Origin of the sequence: Faecalicatena orotica (assembly GCF_905197545.1) — a bacterium.
GTDB classification, from domain to species: domain Bacteria; phylum Bacillota; class Clostridia; order Lachnospirales; family Lachnospiraceae; genus Faecalicatena_A; species Faecalicatena_A orotica.
On sequence record NZ_CAJJZH010000003.1, the window covers coordinates 113,580 to 131,415 of the forward strand.

Annotated in this window: 15 protein-coding genes; 13 read left to right on the top strand and 2 right to left on the bottom strand. The window is 46.6% G+C overall.

Features of this window, described 5'->3' with window-relative positions:
- Entirely contained in the window at window positions 1-2,256 is a 2,256-nt protein-coding gene (locus ABIN22_RS07300; protein ID WP_346907647.1) for an extracellular solute-binding protein, read from the bottom strand.
- A 312-nt stretch (window positions 2,257-2,568) separates the two neighbouring features.
- Between ABIN22_RS07300 and ABIN22_RS07305 the strand changes: the two genes are divergently transcribed.
- From ABIN22_RS07305 to ABIN22_RS07365, 13 genes are all read left to right on the top strand, one after another.
- Window positions 2,569-3,324: a helix-turn-helix domain-containing protein gene (locus tag ABIN22_RS07305; RefSeq protein WP_346907649.1), complete on the top strand. Its 756-nt coding sequence runs from the start codon at window positions 2,569-2,571 to the stop codon at window positions 3,322-3,324.
- Window positions 3,325-3,412: 88 nt separating this feature from the next.
- Entirely contained in the window at window positions 3,413-4,765 is a 1,353-nt protein-coding gene (locus ABIN22_RS07310) for a hypothetical protein (RefSeq protein ID WP_346907651.1), read from the top strand.
- Between the two features lie 211 nt (window positions 4,766-4,976).
- Window positions 4,977-6,041 carry a uroporphyrinogen decarboxylase family protein gene (locus ABIN22_RS07315; RefSeq protein ID WP_346907653.1) on the top strand — a complete coding sequence of 355 codons (1,065 nt, stop codon included), beginning with the start codon at window positions 4,977-4,979 and terminating at the stop codon, window positions 6,039-6,041.
- Between the two features lie 18 nt (window positions 6,042-6,059).
- Entirely contained in the window at window positions 6,060-6,698 is a 639-nt protein-coding gene (locus tag ABIN22_RS07320) for an SGNH/GDSL hydrolase family protein (RefSeq protein WP_109731983.1), read from the top strand.
- Between the two features lie 119 nt (window positions 6,699-6,817).
- Window positions 6,818-8,356, top strand: a complete 1,539-nt coding sequence (locus ABIN22_RS07325) for a sugar ABC transporter ATP-binding protein (RefSeq protein WP_242996111.1) — start codon at window positions 6,818-6,820, stop codon at window positions 8,354-8,356.
- On the top strand, window positions 8,341-9,390 hold the full coding sequence (locus ABIN22_RS07330; protein ID WP_346907656.1) for an ABC transporter permease: 1,050 nt from the start codon (window positions 8,341-8,343) through the stop codon (window positions 9,388-9,390). Before ABIN22_RS07325 ends, ABIN22_RS07330 begins: the two co-directional genes overlap by 16 nt.
- A gap of 110 nt (window positions 9,391-9,500) precedes the next feature.
- The gene (locus ABIN22_RS07335) at window positions 9,501-10,415 is read left to right on the top strand and encodes an ABC transporter permease (RefSeq protein WP_346907657.1); all 915 of its coding nucleotides are present in this window, start codon (window positions 9,501-9,503) and stop codon (window positions 10,413-10,415) included.
- Between the two features lie 122 nt (window positions 10,416-10,537).
- Window positions 10,538-11,779 carry a sugar ABC transporter substrate-binding protein gene (locus tag ABIN22_RS07340; RefSeq protein WP_242996113.1) on the top strand — a complete coding sequence of 414 codons (1,242 nt, stop codon included), beginning with the start codon at window positions 10,538-10,540 and terminating at the stop codon, window positions 11,777-11,779.
- Between the two features lie 89 nt (window positions 11,780-11,868).
- A complete protein-coding gene (locus tag ABIN22_RS07345; RefSeq protein ID WP_109731987.1) occupies window positions 11,869-12,906 on the top strand; it encodes a uroporphyrinogen decarboxylase family protein in 1,038 nt (345 codons plus the stop codon).
- 11 nt (window positions 12,907-12,917) lie between these two features.
- Entirely contained in the window at window positions 12,918-13,241 is a 324-nt protein-coding gene (locus ABIN22_RS07350) for an L-rhamnose mutarotase (protein WP_109731988.1), read from the top strand.
- A gap of 756 nt (window positions 13,242-13,997) precedes the next feature.
- The gene (locus ABIN22_RS07355; RefSeq protein WP_109731989.1) at window positions 13,998-14,993 is read left to right on the top strand and encodes a helix-turn-helix transcriptional regulator; all 996 of its coding nucleotides are present in this window, start codon (window positions 13,998-14,000) and stop codon (window positions 14,991-14,993) included.
- Window positions 14,994-15,039: 46 nt separating this feature from the next.
- Complete coding sequence (locus ABIN22_RS07360; protein WP_346907660.1) at window positions 15,040-15,933, top strand: hypothetical protein; 894 nt, start codon at window positions 15,040-15,042, stop codon at window positions 15,931-15,933.
- Between the two features lie 105 nt (window positions 15,934-16,038).
- A complete protein-coding gene (locus ABIN22_RS07365; RefSeq protein WP_109731991.1) occupies window positions 16,039-16,869 on the top strand; it encodes a PHP-associated domain-containing protein in 831 nt (276 codons plus the stop codon).
- 10 nt (window positions 16,870-16,879) lie between these two features.
- Here the strand turns inward: ABIN22_RS07365 and ABIN22_RS07370 are convergent, their stop codons facing one another.
- Complete coding sequence (locus ABIN22_RS07370) at window positions 16,880-17,758, bottom strand: AraC family transcriptional regulator (RefSeq protein ID WP_109731992.1); 879 nt, start codon at window positions 17,756-17,758, stop codon at window positions 16,880-16,882.
- Between the last annotated feature and the right edge of the window lie 78 nt (window positions 17,759-17,836).

Consider the following 17,836-nt stretch of genomic DNA (forward strand, 5'->3'; position numbering starts at 1 on the left):
CTATTTAAAAAGTGCCTGTATCCTCTTTTCTGCCTGCCTCAGTGCATCCTGAACAGTGAGTTCTTTCCGGTAGGCTTTCTGACAGACATCCTGCAGGATCGTCTCGATTTCGTATGGGGGAATGATCCGTTCTGCACTCTGATAAGGATAGATTCTGTTGCGTGCTTTCTCGAAACATTTTGTATTCAGTTTCATCCACGGGTAAAGTCTTAGTATCTCCTGGTTCTCGTAAGGGTGGAGGACGGTAGACTGCCCGTTTAGCGTAGTCATATAGTAACTTGTCTGCTTCTGGCAGATCCACTTAAAATAGTTCGCGATCAGTTCGGTATGGCGGGTAGTCCTGCTGATACCCATATGCCATCCTACATTGGCAGGCGTCTGTCCCGGGACCATGCTGTAATCAATCTTGGTGATAATATCTCCGTGCAGGCAGTCGTTGATGAGAGTACCATATTCGGTGAAGGACAAAAGCATGGCAGTCCGTCCGCTCCCGAAGTCGTAAAAACTGGAATTGATGGAGGTATCTGAGATGCCGTTTTCCGTATACATAGCCGTATCAAGCAGGCTCTGCAGCGCCTTGACATTCTGCGGGGTATCCAGCTTCAGCCGCCCGGAACTGTCGAAGAGCCCGCCGCCAAAGCTCCAGAGCCGGATCTGCAGTTCCAGCGCAAACTCTTCATTGACACTGCCGATGATCGAAGTTCCGTACAGTGTCGGAGAGTATGGATTATATTTTTTTGTGAAAAACTGGGCGATCCCGTTGAATTCCTTCCATGTCTTTGGCGGACGTAAGGGCATGTTATAGAGCGATTCAAACTGGTGCTGTATCGTGGGCTGCTCGAACAAATCCTTCCGGTAAAAAAGAATATGGGAGCCTCCTACGATCGGAAAACCGTAAAAACGTCCCTTATAGCAGGCATTCGCAAGATTTTTCGGGACCAGATGTTTGCTGAACAGCTCATTCGAGGTCATCAGTTCGGTAATATCTGTAAGTACATCCAGATTGGCAAGGTAAGTGAGCCATGATACATCAAACATATAGATATCATATCTGCCCTTTTCCCGTTTACTGTCAGATACAATCGTTTCAATTAGTTCTCTGTAGCTTACAAAGTCAAATTCAATCTTTACCTCGTGCTGCCGCTCGAATTCCCGCGATACCGCATGCAGTGACAGGATTGTCGGCATGGATGTGGCGATGATGCGCAGCGTCCGTTTCGGCGTTCTGACAGAATGATATGGGACAGGCGCCTTCGGGATATTCAGGTGGCTTCCGATGACATTGTCCTTGAACAGCATAAATTCTTTCTCGAAAAATGCAGGTTCATGCAGGTTCTTCATCAGGACATCAATACTGCGGATTCCCATTGTGTGTGCTGTACGTGAGGTATGGATCAGGTTGGGGAGATAATTGGACTCGTTCCAGGATTCCTCCCCCAGAGTGATAATACAGGTGTCTTTCGGCACTTTTATGGAACAGAGGTTAAAGGCCTCTATGATTCCTTTGGCAAGCGGATAGGAAGAGGTTATGATCGCCTGGGGCGGCTCCTCCACGATATTGAACATGGCCTTGCGGAACGCGGACTCTGTCGTAAAACGCGTCTCTATCATCTGATTCATAGAAAAATCCAGACCGAGATCATCGTGCGCATCACTGAATCCCCGCAGGCATTCCCTTTCTGTAAAAAACTCACTGTGTCCGATCATGAGCTTAATATTCGTGTATCCGTTTTCGATCAGCTTCTTCGTCAGATAATAGCAGGAATTATAGTTGTCAAAGGCCAGAAAGTTGGCGTCGATACTGTCCGGGAAATGCTCCAGGAAAACGGCAGGCACATTATGCCTGATGATACTGTTCTGAAAGTATTCCACGTTGTCCGGCTGGCAGGAGATCAGGATCAGGCCGGCTACATTCCTGCCGATAAGCTGGTCAATAATCTTGCGTTCCAGCTTTGGCGTATGGTAAGAAAATGAAATATTCAGCGAATAGTCCATGCTCTCAGCGCGTGAGATGATCCCCTTTAGAATATCTGAGTGACATGAGTCATCAATATCCGGAAAAACAACGCCAATCTCCCGGGATGTCTCTGACTTGAGGTTCCTGGCAGAAGCATTAGGGATATAGTTCAGTTCCTCGATGACACTCATGATTCTGGTCCTGGTGGCCGGCTTCACACTCTTTGTATTATTCAGACAGTTTGAGACAGTCGCGATGGAGACGCCCGCCCGTTCTGCAACATCTTTCAAAGTCGCCATAAAAGTTCCTCCTTCAATTGAGTAAACGAACAAAGTATACTATAATATTATAATGCCAGGGTCAAAAGGTCATTCAATGCATGCTCGCATGCAATTGAATGACTTTGGGACCCGTAAAACATGAGAAAGTAGCCCGATTAGGGCGGATTTCGAATGTTTTTAGGATTTTGGGAGCACGAAGTGCGGAGAAATCCGTAGGCATCAGGGGTCAAAATATTTTTGATCCCAACATTATATTGTCATAAGGAAAATGAAAAGTCAATGTTAATGTAAAACGTTTCAAGTTAAACAGCTATTTTGAGGAGGAACTCTATGCACTATCGTTTTCAGATCCTGATGAATGATTATACGCTTTGTCCTTCAGACTGGGGGATGACGGGGGAATGTGCCACATTTTACCGTATTTATTATGTCTGCGGGGGGAAGGCATGGTTCCGGCAGGGGGAGGAGGAAGTACAACTGAAAAAGGGCTGGCTTTATATCCTTCCTGTCATGCAGTCTTATTCCCTCAGGCACGATGTCAAAGACCCGCTGGAGGTCCTCTGGTTCCATGTAGAACTGGATCTGTCTATGGGGAGGGATTTCACCGCTGTCGAGATCTGTGAAGGGGAGGACTTGTACTATCTGCTGAAAAGCATCCAAGTCATCCAGAGAGATCCTGCCTCCTTTGAAGATGTGAACCGGCTCTTTGATATTTTCCTGAAAAGGCTGGAACAGCGGCTGACCCTCTACCGCACGGGAAGCAGGCGCATGAACCGGGTCCTTTCTTATATAGATGAGCACATAGCCGATGACCCGGAGATTCAGGAGCTTGCGGCCTGTGCGGGAATGGAACGGTCCTACTTCACGAGGCGGTTCAAGGAAATCTTTAAGATGTGTCCCCGGCAGTTCGTCTATACGAGAAAAATGAGTGTCGGGGCAAAGGCCCTGCTGGAGGGCGCCACTGTCAGGGAGGCGGCAGAGAAATGCGGCTACAGCGATGAAAAGGCATTCACCAGAGCATTCAAGCGGTACATGGAAGTCACACCCGGAGAATATAAGAAGCGCCGTGCCTGCACAGAACCATAAAAAAGAAGATGTCAGAAAGAATAAGTCACATCGGGCAACCATGAAGCCACAACCGAAAGTTGTGGCTTTTTGCATGGGGTGGTAAGGTTTGATCAGGAAAGTAAAGGAAACCATATATGCCAAAGGAGGAACCGCTATGCTGCACGACCCGTCACACAGACCGGTAGTACCGGAAGAGAAAGAAATTGTATTATCCCGTGGGGATAAGGATATTTTGAGACGGCTGGGAGGCCGGATTGCAGAAATATCCGGTGACAAAATCAATGAAATTAATGCAAGAAACTGGACGCTTTTAAATGATAAGAAATCTGTAAAACCGATGGTCTGGATCAACGAAGTGCCGTGGCATGAGATGAATGTAAACGAGGAACTTACGGTTCGCTGTACACATCCCTGGGCAAGGAATCTGGAAGAGACACTGCGCAGGACGATTTTCCAGTGGGACCATTTCCGCGGGGATATGGTAGTCAGCCCGTTTATCGAGTGCCCGCTGGCGATCCATTCTACAGACTTTGGTATCGTTGAGGATGTGGACACGGCTATGACTGATGATAAGAATGATATTTATTCCCGGCATTTTAAAATCCAGATCAAAGAGCCGGAAGACATCGAAAAAATCAAGATGCCGGTCGTCACCCACTTTGAGAAAGCTACCCAGTATTCCTATGATGCCATGTGCGATATATTTGAAGGAATCATACCAGTGAAAAAGGTCGGGCAGACACACATCTGGTATACTCCGTGGGATTACCTGATCCGCTGGTGGGGCGTGCAGGAGGCGATCATGGATCTGGTCATGCGCCCGGACATGGTCCATGACATTTATGAAAAAATGGTGCAGGCATGGATGACAGAGCTTGACCAGTTTGAAGAGCAGAACCTTCTTTCGCTGGACTGTAACAATACCCGTGTCGGCTCCGGCGGATATGGCTACACAACAGAACTTCCGGGAACGGACTATGACCCCGGCCACGTTCTTGCCAAAAATATGTGGGGGTGTTCCAACGCCCAGATATTCTCAACTGTATCCCCCAAGATGCACTGGGACTTTGCAATAGAACACGACCTGAAATGGCTGAAAAGATTCGGCCTGACATACTACGGCTGCTGCGAACCTCTGGATTTAAAAGTCAGTTACTTAAGAAGAATCCCGAACCTGCGCAAGATATCCGTTTCTCCGTGGTGTAAAAGCGGGCGTATTATAGAAGATATCGGCACCGATTATGTCATCAGCAGAAAACCGAACCCCGCTATAGTAGCCGGAAATATCTTTGACGAGGCCCAGGCTGAAAAAGAAATCCGTGAATTCATGGACCTGACAGAAGGAAGATATCATGTAGAGCTGATTTTCAAGGATATCTCCACCGTAAGATATGATCCTGAAAGACTCTTCAAATGGGAGAAAATCGCCATGAGGGTAGCTGGGAATTTTGCAAAATAATCTGTTTTGGGGGCATATGGAACAGCATCTGCCCCCCATTTGTCTCTTCTAAAGGTGTTCTTCTAAACTTCTTAAATAGTGTTACAACTCCTACATTTTTAGTATGATTTAAATTTAAACGTTTAAATTTAAAATTTAATTTTAATTGAATTTACTATTCCACCTCTCTATAATGGACTTATCAAGTAAAGGACGTAAGGGAGGGATCGGGATGATGACAAGTAAAGAACGCGTCAGGGCGGCATTTGAACACAAAACTCCTGACCGTGTCCCTGCTACAATGCAGGCGGTTGAGACTGCCTGGGACAAGATGAAAGAATATTTCCGGGTTGAGACTCAGGATGAAGTCATGGATATTCTGGAAATTGATACGAGGATTATGGATATTCCGCCATACATCGGAAATAAAAAGCCCGATTATGTGAATGCAAACGGGGAGGTCGTACATACGCACCCCTTCGGGCAGCGGTATGTGGAGAAATGGAATGGTGTGGAGTACAACAATCACACGATCTGGCGGCCGATGCAGCATGTGGAGACGATGGAGGATTTCCTCACTTTCCATGACTGGCCGGACCCGGACGACTTCGATTATGAGGCGGTAAAGCGGTTCTGTGATAAGCATAAAGATAAGGCGATACGCATCGGATGGCCGGGACCTTATCAGGTATTTCTGGAAATGTACCCGGCGGAACAGTTTTATATGCTTATGGCTGATGAACCGGACCTCGTCAAGGCGATGCTGAACCGTTACAGTGATTTTTACATGGAACTGTACGAGAGGATGTTTGAAGCAGGGGATGGGGCAATCGACCTGATCCGGCCGTGTGATGACTACGGGACACAGATCAGCCTGTTGTTCAGCCCGCAGATGTGGGACGAATATTTCGCGGAGAATACAAAAAAGCTTGTACAGCTTGCCCATAAATACGGATGTTACTATCTCCAGCATTCCTGCGGCGCGGTCAGGCCGATTATTCCGAACCTGATCGACTGTGGCGCAGACGGACTCGAGCCGATCCAGAAGGTGAAGGGGATGGAGGTAGATTCTCTGAAAAGGGATTTTGGAGACCAGATTTGCTTTCAGGGAGGTGTGGACACCCAGCGCCTGCTCCCGTTTGGTACACCGGAGGAGGTCCGGAGAGAAACAGAGTACATTATCGAGACGATGAATGTAAACGGCGGATATATTCTGGGACCGAGTCAGGATTTTGAAGGCGATGTCCCGGTGGAAAATATCATCGCGCTGTATGATGCGCGTAAGAAATTCATGTAATCGTAAGGAGAGCTGTTTATGAAAAAAAGGATATTATGCTTTGGAGATTCGAATACATGGGGGGCAATTCCCGGAGACAGTGCAAGACACCCGCAGGATGTACGCTGGACAGGCGTCCTTCAGAGGGAACTCGGGGAGGATTACCAGGTGATTGAGGAAGGTTATAACGGGCGGACTTCCGTACACGACGATGTAGTGGAAGGAAGACTTGCCGGAATTACCTATTTCGCACCCTGCTGCGACTCGCAGTCGCCTCTTGACCTGATCATCCTGATGCTGGGAACCAATGACTTAAAGGCAAGGTTTGCAGTGAATCCGGAGACGATTGCCTTTGGATTTGGACGCTATCTGGATGTGCTTAAGACAGTGCCGATGGACGGCAAAAAACCGGAAGTGCTGCTTGTGTCACCGATCCTGATCAATCCGGCATATAGGGACAATGTACTCTTCTATGATATGTTTGGGGACGGCGCCTATGAGCGGTCGCTGGGTTTTGCAAAGGCATACAAAGCGTTTGCAGAAGCGAACGGACTTCATTACATGGATGCGGCACAGTACGGGGAGGCTTCCACAAAGGACGGGGTCCACATGGAGCCGCAATATCATGAAAGACTTGGAAAGGCATTTGCCGAAAAGGTGAGGGAAGTTCTGAATTAACCCGGATGCAGCCGCGGTGAAGCGTCACAATTATGTGATGGGCTTTGCCGGCGGAGAAATCAATAAATAGCGTATCGGTTCCGATACGTCACAAGCGCTATACGAAAGGAGCAATCAGCATGGGTAACGCATCTAAAAATGAAGCGTATGCATTGGACATGAGAAAAGTGTCCAAAAGGTTTCCCGGAACATTGGCTGTAGATCAGGTCGATTTCCGAGTGAGAGCAGGGGAGGTACATGCCCTCATGGGTGAGAATGGAGCTGGTAAATCAACTCTGATGAAAATGCTCGCCGGACTTTTTAATGACTACACAGGAGAGATTTATATTGACGGGGAAAAGAGAGAGGTGCATACACCGAATCTCGCCAGAGAATATGGAATTGGAATGGTATATCAGGAACTGTCTCTTGCAAGAAGAATTTCTATTTATGAGAACCTTCTGGTTGGACGTCTTCCGAAGAAGAATGCATTGTTTATCGACAAGGCAAAGGCGATTGAGGAGGCGAAAAAACTGCTCCACCGTGTGGGTCTGGATGATATCGACCCGACGCTGGATGTATCCGAGATCAGCCAGTGTGATGCACAGCTGGTAGAGATTGCAAAGGTACTGGGCTTCGAACCTAAGATACTTGTTATGGATGAGCCCACAAGTGCGCTGTCCAGCGAGGAAGTCAACAGGCTGTTTGACATCGTGAGAAATCTGAAAGAACAGGGGCTGGCCATTGTATATATTTCCCATCATCTAGGAGAGATTTTTGAAATAGCCGATATGGTAACGGTCATGAGGGACGGAAAGCTGGTAGATTCCTTCCCGATTACGGAGACTAATACAGAACAGCTCGTTGAATGCATGGTCGGTGAACCGGTAAAAAGCTTTTACGCTGACCACAAGAGCATGGTAACAGATGAAGAAGTGTTACGGGTAGAAGATTTTACAAGGTGGGGATTTTTCCACCATATTAACTTCAACCTCCATAAAGGAGAAGTACTCGCCATCTGCGGACTGGCAGGATCCGGAAGAACAGAAATCGCAAGAGGCCTGACAGGCGTTGACAAGACCGACGGGGGCAAGGTATATATCCACGGCAAAGAAGTTCATTTCAAAGACCTCGGAGAGTCTATCAGGGGCGGCCTCGGATATCTGACAGAAGACAGAAAAGTCGTAGGTCTGGCGCTTCCGCAGACTGTGTCCGACAATGTGACGGCATGCATTATTGATAAATGTGGGCCCGGAATCCTTTATCAGGCAAAGAAGCAGAATGACCTTGTCGATGAGAGAATCAATGAAATGAGTGTATACCCGGCAGACAGGGACAGACTGGTAAACAGCTTCTCCGGTGGTAACCAGCAGAAAGTGCTGATGGCAAAATGGCTGGCGGCGGACGTAGATATTCTGATTCTGGATGAACCTACACGAGGTGTTGACGTCAATGCAAAACAGGTTATCCATGATGCTGTGAAGAGATACGTTTCCCAGGGAAATGCATGTATTCTTCTTTCCAGTGACCTGCCTGAGGTAGTAGGTTTATGTGACCGTGCAGTTATTTTAAGAGAAGGGCATATCATCGGTGAAATTCCGAAAGAAGGAATTAACGAAAACGCACTGTTGATTGCAGCAAATGGGGAGGGTGAGTACGTATCATGTCAGAACAAATAAATAAAAATTCAAATACAAACACTCCAAAAGTAGATACCAGAAAGACGGAAATCAATAAGTTCAGTCTCATTTTCAATAAATTGGGAATCTATGTTGTAGTCGTAGCTCTGATCATTATCGGCCTGATTGTTTCGAAAGGAACATTTTTTGCAGCCAGCAATATCCAGTCTATTCTGGAAGCGGTTGCCCTGATCGGTATGGTCAGTTCAGGCCTGATCTTTATTACATATTCCGGCAACATGACAGACATGTCCATCCCACTGACAATGGCGGTAGGAGGTATGATGGCAGTGCAGACCATCAACTTCGGATTCCCTGTTGCAATTCTGATTGGTATCCTGTCAGGTGCACTGATTGGCCTTGTCAACGGATTCATGATCGGAAAGTTCAGGGCGAACCCGATCATCTGGACATGGGGGTTCAACCTGCTGCTTTCCGGTATCGTAAGAGTTATCTGGGAAGGAAAACAGCTTTATGCAGATAAAGTTGCAAAGGATACAGAATTCGCACAGAATGCGGCTAATACATTCTTCTCTATAGCAAGGACCTACATTGGGAAATACATTTCCCTGATGGCAATCGTCATGATCGTGATGATGGTGATTGCATGGTTCATTCATTCCAAGACAAAATTTGGACAGAAGCTGAAACTGATCGGAACGAACTACGAAGTAGCGAAGTTTTCCGGAATCAATTGTACAAAGACGCTCGTAACGGCGTATATCATCAACGGAGTCTGTGCATCCATAGGGGGAATCTTCTTCGCAGCATTGCGTAAGACCGCTTCCTATGAAAACGGGACAGGATATGATTTCTCATGTCTGACAGCCGTACTTCTCGGAGGATGTCTCTTAAACGGAGGAAAAGGCTCGGTAGTCGGGACCTTCGGGGGCGTGCTTGCATATGGAATCCTGAACAATATCCTCTCCTGGATCGGTCTGGGAACATATGAAAAGTACCTGGTACAGGGACTTGTCTTCCTGTTCATTGTATGGCTGAACACATATTCTAACAGAAAGTTGGGTAGAGCATAATGAAAAATAAGAAGATTAAAATTAGTGCAAACTTAATTAATGAAAACAGATCTTATCTTTTCCTGGCTCTGATATTGATAATTGGTCTTTTTGTAGATAATTTTTACACCATGTACAACATTAGTGCCGCTACGGGAAACGGAAGCCTTGTAATCTGGCTGGGACTTGGGTTTACAGTATGTATGATCGCCGGGCACATGGACCTTACGATTATGTATATGTCCACGTTTGCAGCCCTGCTCTGCCTCGGTCTGCACGGTGACCAGGGACTGCCCTGGGCCGTATGTATTCTGATTGCAACACTGGCCGGCGTTTTGGTAGGATGCATCAACGGCTTCCTCGTTACAAAGTTAAAGATACACTCCTTTATCGCAACGCTGGGTATGCAGTTCGTATTAAAAGGCTCCATGTATATCTACACAGGTGGTGAAGAACTCAGTATCGGAAAAGATTATGCATTCAGTGATGTGCTGAATGACACACCGGTTGGTTTCCTGCCGTTTTCCACCTATTTCCTGATTACAACACTGGTTGTGTTCATCGTCATGATCGTACTGCGCTACACAAGATTCGGCCGCAACGTATACATGATCGGCGGCAACCTTGAGACGGCATGGCTGGCAGGAATCAAGAGCGACGGCGTGACAACAATGGCATTCGTCATTTCTTCCGCGGCATGTGCACTGGGCGGGGCGCTGAACGGAATTTACTCAGGAACGGCCGGAATCACAATGGGTGAGAAAGGAATCAGCCCTCTTATGATCGCCCTGACCGCTACCATCATCGGCGGAACCGCAATCAATGGCGGTAAAGGAAGTGTCATATGGACATGGGTTTCACTGGTTGCAATCGCACTTCTGAAGGCGATCTTTAAGAAAACAGAGATCCAGGTGCTTGTAATCGCCGCGATACTGATCGGATGTATCGTCTACGAAACAATCGCTTTATATAACAGGAACAAGACGGTTGGCACAAGACCGAACCTGCATAAAGAAGCCTTGAAAGAACTCGGAAAATCACACTAAATTTCAACGGGTGCTTCAGGATCAGGGGAAGGCCCCGTCAGAAATAAAAGATGCAGGGTGTTATATGGATTAGAAACATGCGGGACATGTTTTTAATAAACAAACAAAAGGAGGAAAGAAAAATGTTCAAAAAGTATTTAGCAGTTATGCTTGCCGGAACGATGCTGGTGAGTACCTTATGTCTCACAGGATGCGGAAACAGCGGCTCAGACTCAAAGGATGACAAGAAAGCTTCATCGGAGGATTCTTCTTCAGGCGGGGACAATCTGGCAGAATCAAAGGAATTGCTGCAGAAAGCAATCGATGACATTCAGACGACGGACAACCACCAGATGATGGCGGAAGGAACAACTTTCGACGTACCGGAAGCAGAAGGTGATGCAGAAGCACTGGAAAAACTGGATGATTCCGACATGAACAAGTGGCATTATTATGAATATCTGGACTGGGATTCAGAAGCTGACTCAAGATTCCCGGAATCTCCGGCTGACGGACAGAAGGGCAAACACGTAATCCTGATCGTACATGGCGCCCATGCATGGACAACATGTTATCAGGAAGCTTTTGAGGAAGCTTGTGAAGCAGTTGGAATGACTTGTGACGTATATGATCCGAACTGGGACCAGTCCACGCAGGACGGATATATTGACCAGGCTATCAATGAGCAGCCGGATGCTATCGTAGTTATTCCTGTAAGTGCTGACCATGCGGGACAGCAGTTCAAGAAGATCACAAAAGCCGGTATTCCTGCATTCTGCAGCAATACACTTCCGGAAGCTGACGCAATGAACAACATCTTAGCTTACACAGGACCGAACGACTGGTACCAGATGAGAAACCTTGCAAGCAAGCTTGGTGAGGAACTCGGAGGAAAGGGCGGCGTTGCCTACATCACACATAATGTAGGAACATCACCATATTATGCACGTACATTCGGACCAATGTCCACATTAGCAGAAGAATATCCTGACATCAAATCTCTTGACGTACAGTCACCGGGATTCGAAGCTTCTGCTGTAAAACAGGTTGTTTCAGACTGGATCACAAAATATGGAAAAGATCTGAATGCAATCGTTCTCGCAGATGATTCTGACCAGGCAATCGGAGCAACAGAGGCCTGCAAGGCAGCAGGGCGTGAAGATATCCTGATCGTGGCAGCAGGTATGTCCAAACAGGGTGCAGAGCTCATCCAGAGCGGCGAACTGAAATATGCAAGCTACCAGTCATGTCAGGCAGATGCAGGTCTGGCAGTAAGAACAGTATCCGAGTACTTTAACGGTGAAGATATCGAAAGAGTATCTTATATCGGAACAGACATCATCGGAGCTGACAATGTAGAAGAATACCTTCCTTGCCAGTGGTAGGCAATTGAGCGAAGCAGCATAAAAAGAATGGGCGGACGGGCGGAGGCCGGCAGTAAAGCTTCCGCCTGTCTTGTAAAAAGGAGAGACAGATGAACAGTAAAGAACGTTTTTTGGCAACGGTTGAGAGGAAACCGGTAGACCGCCCCGCAGCATGGCTCGGTATGCCGGATATCTATGCACAGCCGGCATTATTTGAGTACTATGGTGTTAAGAATATGCATGAGTTAAAACTGGCGGTAGGGGATGATTTCTATGCGGTGGAAGTTCCATATCAATCACCGACGGCAAGTGCCATTTATGCTGCATTTGACTGGTATATGGACGGAAATGTGGATGCAGAAGACCGCACGCTGACCGCTGACGGATGCTTTAAAGATGCGGAGGAGCTGGAAGATCTGGATTTCTTTAAATGGCCAGACCCGGCGGAATATATTGACGTCGAAGAGTGCAGACGCCGTGTAGAGGCGGCTCCCGACGATAAAGTGACTTTAGGCATGTTATGGTCTGCACATTTTCAGGATACGTGCGCGGCTTTCGGTATGGAGACAGCCTTAATGAACATGATTGCAAATCCGGAGATTTACGAGGCTGTTGACGAGAAGATCATGGATTTCTACCTGAAAGCAAATAAAATTTTCTTTGAAGCCACAAAGGGCAGACTGGACGCCGTACTGATCGGCAACGACATGGGAAGCCAGAGGGGGCTGATGCTTTCTCCGGACATGGTCCGCCGTTTCATTATCCCGGGCTGTAAACGACTGGTAGAACAGGCGCACAGTTATGGTGTAAAAGTAATCTATCACTCCTGCGGATCAATCGCCGATATTATTCCGGACCTGATTGAAGCAGGCGTGGATATCGTACATCCGATTCAGGCACTGGCTGCAGGCATGGAACCGGAAAGCCTGAAAGAAAAATTCGGTGACAAAGTATCCTTCTGCGGAGGCGTAGATACACAGGACCTGCTGGTAAACGGAAGCCCGGAGGATGTGCGTAACAAAGTAAAAGAACTGCGTACCATATTCCCGACAGGACTGATTATATCCCCAAGCCATGAGGCAGTTATGCCGGACGTTCCTCCTGCAAACATCCATGCATTATTTGAAGAAGCACAAAAAGTATATTAGGAGGTGCAGCAATGCAGAGATATGGTTCCATAATTGGAGTGAAAAAAGAAAAATTAGATGAATACAAATATCATCATGCAAATATATGGCCCGAGATCAACGCCATGATCAAAGAGTGTAACCTGTCGAACTATTCCATTTATAACTTTGGTGAATTATTGTTCTCCTATTATGAGTATACCGGCGACGATTATGAGGCAGACATGGCAAAAATGGCCGCAGACCCTAAGACACAGGAATGGTGGGATCTGGTGATGCCTTTCCAGCAGCCGCTTGACGGAAGAAAAGAAGGCGAATGGTGGGCTGAGATGGAAGAGGTCTACCATCTGGATTAATTCATGCCTGCATTATAAATATGTATACGAAGACAGCCTTAAGAATCAGGAATAGAAATATCTGACAATCAGACAGAACTGTCTGCCCGGAAACTGGCAACAGAAACTGTCAGAATGTCAGATGTTTTTGCTTTTAATCAAAAAGAATACACACTTTATTCTTTAATTAGAGTTAAATAAAAAGATAATTAGTCAAATATATATAAAAAAACTAAAAATAGTGTTGACAAAATGGGAAACGTGTAGTATTCTTAATACAAGAAATAAAACAAATGAACAATCGCTTAAAAAGAAAAAGTAATCTCATAAGAGAGAGGAAAATTCTTCGTAAATGAAAGTTCAGAATGTTTTAGGAACTGGACAAAAGTAAATGATTAGAACGGAAAGATGGAGAAATTATCATAATGACGAGAAAGTTATGAGAGAAGTAAAATCCATCGTAAAAAGAAAATCATTGAACATGTCCGGTAAAGTTTAAGAACAGGAGGTACGGACCACCAGCAAATTAAAGTTTTAAACCAAACCGCTATCAACAAAATTGGTAGAGAAAGAGGTAAAAAAAGAATGATAGAAATATCAGTGTGAAGATGGGTGTTAATCATAATTAGATTGGCATCCATCTTTACTTTGTGTGGATATAAAATAGCTTTGCGGAAAGTGACCCGAAAAGCTATTTTGTGTTGTATATTTCTGCAAAAATTGTTAAAATAAGAAAGATGTGGGGAGAAATCAGAGCATGTTGCAGGGGAGATGAGTATGGCAAGATCAAGTAACCAGAAGGAAAAGATCCTGTTTCTTATGAGGCTGTTCCACGAGGAAACAGATGCGATGCATCCTCTTTCCAGAAAGCAGCTTGAAGAGAAGCTGTTGGAATATGGAATTCAGGCAGAACGGAAAAGTCTGTATAATGATATCGAGACGCTGAAAAAGTTCGGGATGGATATCGCTTACCGGAAAGAGCGGCCTGAAGGATATTTTCTTCAAAGCCATGAATTCGAACTGGCGGAGCTGAAATTACTGGTGGACGCGGTTCAGTCTTCCAGATTTATTACAGAGAGCAAGTCGAACAGCCTGATCCGTAAGATCGAGAGTATGGCAAGCAAGTATGAAGCAAAGCAGCTTCAGCGTCAGGTTGTTGTTGCGAACAGAATCAAGGCGATGAATGAAAGCATTTATTATAATATAGATAAGATTTATGCGTCTATTGCTTCAAACCAGCAGATTCTGTTCCGGTATTTCGAATGGACGATCGAGAAGACAACCAGGCTCAAGAAGGGCGGGGAGCCATATCAGGTCAGTCCCTGGGCGCTTACATGGGACGATGAGAATTATTATCTGATCGGGTATGATGTAGATGCCGGAATCCTGAAGCACTTCAGGGTGGATAAGATGCTTGATATTGAAACATTGGGAGAACCAAGGGTCGGGAAGGAAGAGTTTGGAAGATTCGACCTGGCACACTATACGAAAAAAACATTTGGTATGTTTGGCGGGGAGGAAGAGACCTTACGTATCAGATTTCATAATAAATACATAGGCGTTGTCATAGACAGGTTTGGGAAGGATGTATCTGTCAGGCCGGACGGGGAGGAGAGTTTCACGGCACGCGTGGATGTGGCTGTCAGTGGACAGTTTTTCGGCTGGCTGACCGGGCTGGGGAAGGATGTCAGAATTCTTTCTCCGGTGTACGTGGCGGATATGTATCTGGATTTCTTAAAGGAGATCACCGGGGCATATGACAGCGGGGAGTAACTGTAAATAATTTTAAGGGACAAAGGTGAACAAGATGATAATGAATATGGATTACATTTTAGGACAGGTGCAGGGGTACCTTGATACAGGTATGGCTGTGTTGACGGATAAGGGGAGAGACTTGGGTCAGGCGGATCTTATCACACTGATTGTGGTGGCTGCCACCGGCCTTCTGTTTTGCTTCTTCGGACTGAAGATGGTGCGGTTCTGGGCAGCGGTTCTCGGACTGGCCGTCGGTTTTTCAGGCGGGGCGTATCTGGCTTCTTATTTCGGACTGGACGGCTACATCCCACTAATTATCGGTGCGGCGGCAGGTCTGATCCTCGCAGGGCTTAGTGCGGGATTCTTTCTGGCAGGGGCATTTTTCGTCATGTGGATTCTGGGTACGGCAGGCAGTGCATGCATTTTACAGCCGAAGGACTGGCAGTTTATGCTGGTCTGTGCAGCAATCGGGCTGGTCATCGGATTAATTACCCTGAAATTCGCGGGGCCGGTTACGATGCTGGTTACCGGTATTTATGGTGGTTTTGCCGCAGGACAGGCAATTTACATCCTGCTTCCTTTGAAGAACCGGATTATAAATATCGCGGTCATCGCAGTGCTTGCGATTCTCGGCATTATTGTACAATTTCTTTTGGAATCAAAGAAGCGCAAAAAGCAGCATCTAAAGAAAGCTGAGGAGATTAGAAATACACAATCTGTTGCCAATGAAGTGGACAAGGCCCGTGCAATGGTGGACAATCTGGATCAGGAGGCACCAGTTATGGAGGCTGGCCCTGACGACATTGGTGAGGAGCCGGAGGATGAAGGTGAGGCGTATTCCGGTATGGATTTCGATGACATCGATGAGGATATTGACGAAGAATTTCTGGAAGATGATGAAGAATTCGAAGACGATGACGACATCCAGATTTTCAGTCTGGATGATGATGAAAAATAATCTGGATACAGTTTACAGTACGGAACAGGAAGAAGTTTATTGCCAGTCCCCCGGCAAAGTTGTATAATATATCTATAATCCAATTGAAGAAAAGGGGGCTTACTTATGAAGATTGATATGCATTGCCACGTGAAAGAAGGGTCTATTGACAGTAAAGTAAGCTTGGACGAATATATTACAATTCTAAAGAGCAAAGGTTTTCAGGGGATGGTGGTTACTGACCATAACACGTATAAGGGGTACCGCCACTGGAAGTACCACATGAAAGGGAAGGCCCATGAAGATTTTGTGGTGCTAAAGGGGATCGAGTACGATACGAGAGATGCCGGACACATTCTGGTCATCATGCCTGAGGGCGTGAAGATGCGGCTCCTTGAGATGCGGGGGATGCCGGTATCTGTGCTGATCGATCTTGTCCACAGGAACGGCGGTGTATTAGGGCCGGCCCACCCGTGCGGAGAGAAGTATCTGAGCATCACGAATACGAAAAAGTTTTATACGAACCCGGAGATCATGAAGCGATTTGATTTCGTCGAGGCTTATAACTGCTGCGAGTCTGCCGCATCCAATGCGGGAGCAATGAAGCTTGCACAGAAGTATGGAAAGGTGACGATAGGGGGGAGCGATTCGCATAAGCCGGGCTGTGTGGGACGGGCCTATACGATCATACCGGAACCTGTGACTTGTGAGACCGAACTGATCTCCATGATCCATAAAAAGACGAAGTTTGAGACCGGCGGAACGTTATATGAGAAGACGACGAAGGACCGCATCGGCAAGGTCAATAAGATTCTCGTCTATTCCTTCTGGTTTTACAACAAAGGCGGCGAGCTGCTGAGAAGGCACGGAAGGAATGAGAAGATGGATGTCGAGAACCCGGTCGACCCGATTGATCCGATCGAATTGTACTACACGGGGGACCCGAACCTGTTCTAACCAGCCGCTGTCAGACAGATTTGCGGTACTGCATTGGTGTGAGGTGGTATTTACGTTTGAACAGCCGGTTAAAGTAGGACAGGTTGTCAAAGCCCGTGCGCGCTGCAATCTCAAGGACGGAGGCCCCTGTGGAGGCGAGCAGCCGCGCGGCCATCGTGAGGCGGTAGTCATTCAGGTATTCGATGAATCCTGTGCCCATATGGGTTTTGAAGAACTTCATGAAGTGGGATTTACTGTAGTATGTCAGTGCCGCCATATCATCGATAGTGATTGAATCGGCGTAGTGGTCTTCCACATATTTTAATATTGTTTTTAATTTCTTCAGAGATTTTGTCTTGATTTTCGGGACAGGGTCTCTGTTTTTTTGTGCCGAGATAAGAAAAAAGAAGAAGCGGAACAGCTCGGCTTTGACAGCAAGCTGATACCCTTCGGACTGCACCTCGCACAATTCATCGATATGACGGATACAGCCTGCAATTTGCGGATAAATCTGGCAGGCGGGGGTGATGAAGGTCAGAGGGCTCTGCTCCTCATTCAAAAGGGGCAGGATAAACCGGTTCGCACACAGGTCATTTTCACCCGATATGAGCATCCCGGGCATGAACAGTATATTCTCGTATTCCATTTCACAGCCTGCCTTCTGATCGATCGAGTGGAGCTGGCCTGGGAGGATCAGGACGATGTCCCCGGCAGTGACCGTCTCGGAGTGCAGATCTGCGGAGACATAACCCTGCCCCTTTTTTATGACAATCAGTTCCAGCTCTTCGTGCCAGTGGAACGGGACCTGCGTGAAATCCAGTGGGATGGAGCAGAGATAGGTATTGTAGGGAAATTCAGATGATGTATGTGATTTGGTTTCATGATAGTTTTGGTATTCTTTGATATTCATGGGAGGTCCTCATTTTCTGCAAAAAACTATTTTACGGATGCTGTTTTGCGATTAATATGATAGTATTGTACTATAAAT

Bases quoted from the DNA above. Each gene is read 5' to 3' on its own strand.
- ABIN22_RS07300 (WP_346907647.1), bottom strand. From the start codon at position 2,256: ATGGCGACTTTGAAAGATGTTGCAGAACGGGCGGGCGTCTCCATCGCG.
- ABIN22_RS07305 (WP_346907649.1), top strand. From the start codon at position 2,569: ATGCACTATCGTTTTCAGATCCTGATGAATGATTATACGCTTTGTCCT.
- ABIN22_RS07315 (WP_346907653.1), top strand. From the start codon at position 4,977: ATGATGACAAGTAAAGAACGCGTCAGGGCGGCATTTGAACACAAAACT.
- ABIN22_RS07320 (WP_109731983.1), top strand. From the start codon at position 6,060: ATGAAAAAAAGGATATTATGCTTTGGAGATTCGAATACATGGGGGGCA.
- ABIN22_RS07325 (WP_242996111.1), top strand. From the start codon at position 6,818: ATGGGTAACGCATCTAAAAATGAAGCGTATGCATTGGACATGAGAAAA.
- ABIN22_RS07330 (WP_346907656.1), top strand. From the start codon at position 8,341: ATGTCAGAACAAATAAATAAAAATTCAAATACAAACACTCCAAAAGTA.
- ABIN22_RS07335 (WP_346907657.1), top strand. From the start codon at position 9,501: ATGTACAACATTAGTGCCGCTACGGGAAACGGAAGCCTTGTAATCTGG.
- ABIN22_RS07340 (WP_242996113.1), top strand. From the start codon at position 10,538: ATGTTCAAAAAGTATTTAGCAGTTATGCTTGCCGGAACGATGCTGGTG.
- ABIN22_RS07345 (WP_109731987.1), top strand. From the start codon at position 11,869: ATGAACAGTAAAGAACGTTTTTTGGCAACGGTTGAGAGGAAACCGGTA.
- ABIN22_RS07350 (WP_109731988.1), top strand. From the start codon at position 12,918: ATGCAGAGATATGGTTCCATAATTGGAGTGAAAAAAGAAAAATTAGAT.
- ABIN22_RS07355 (WP_109731989.1), top strand. From the start codon at position 13,998: ATGGCAAGATCAAGTAACCAGAAGGAAAAGATCCTGTTTCTTATGAGG.
- ABIN22_RS07360 (WP_346907660.1), top strand. From the start codon at position 15,040: ATGGATTACATTTTAGGACAGGTGCAGGGGTACCTTGATACAGGTATG.
- ABIN22_RS07365 (WP_109731991.1), top strand. From the start codon at position 16,039: ATGAAGATTGATATGCATTGCCACGTGAAAGAAGGGTCTATTGACAGT.
- ABIN22_RS07370 (WP_109731992.1), bottom strand. From the start codon at position 17,758: ATGAATATCAAAGAATACCAAAACTATCATGAAACCAAATCACATACA.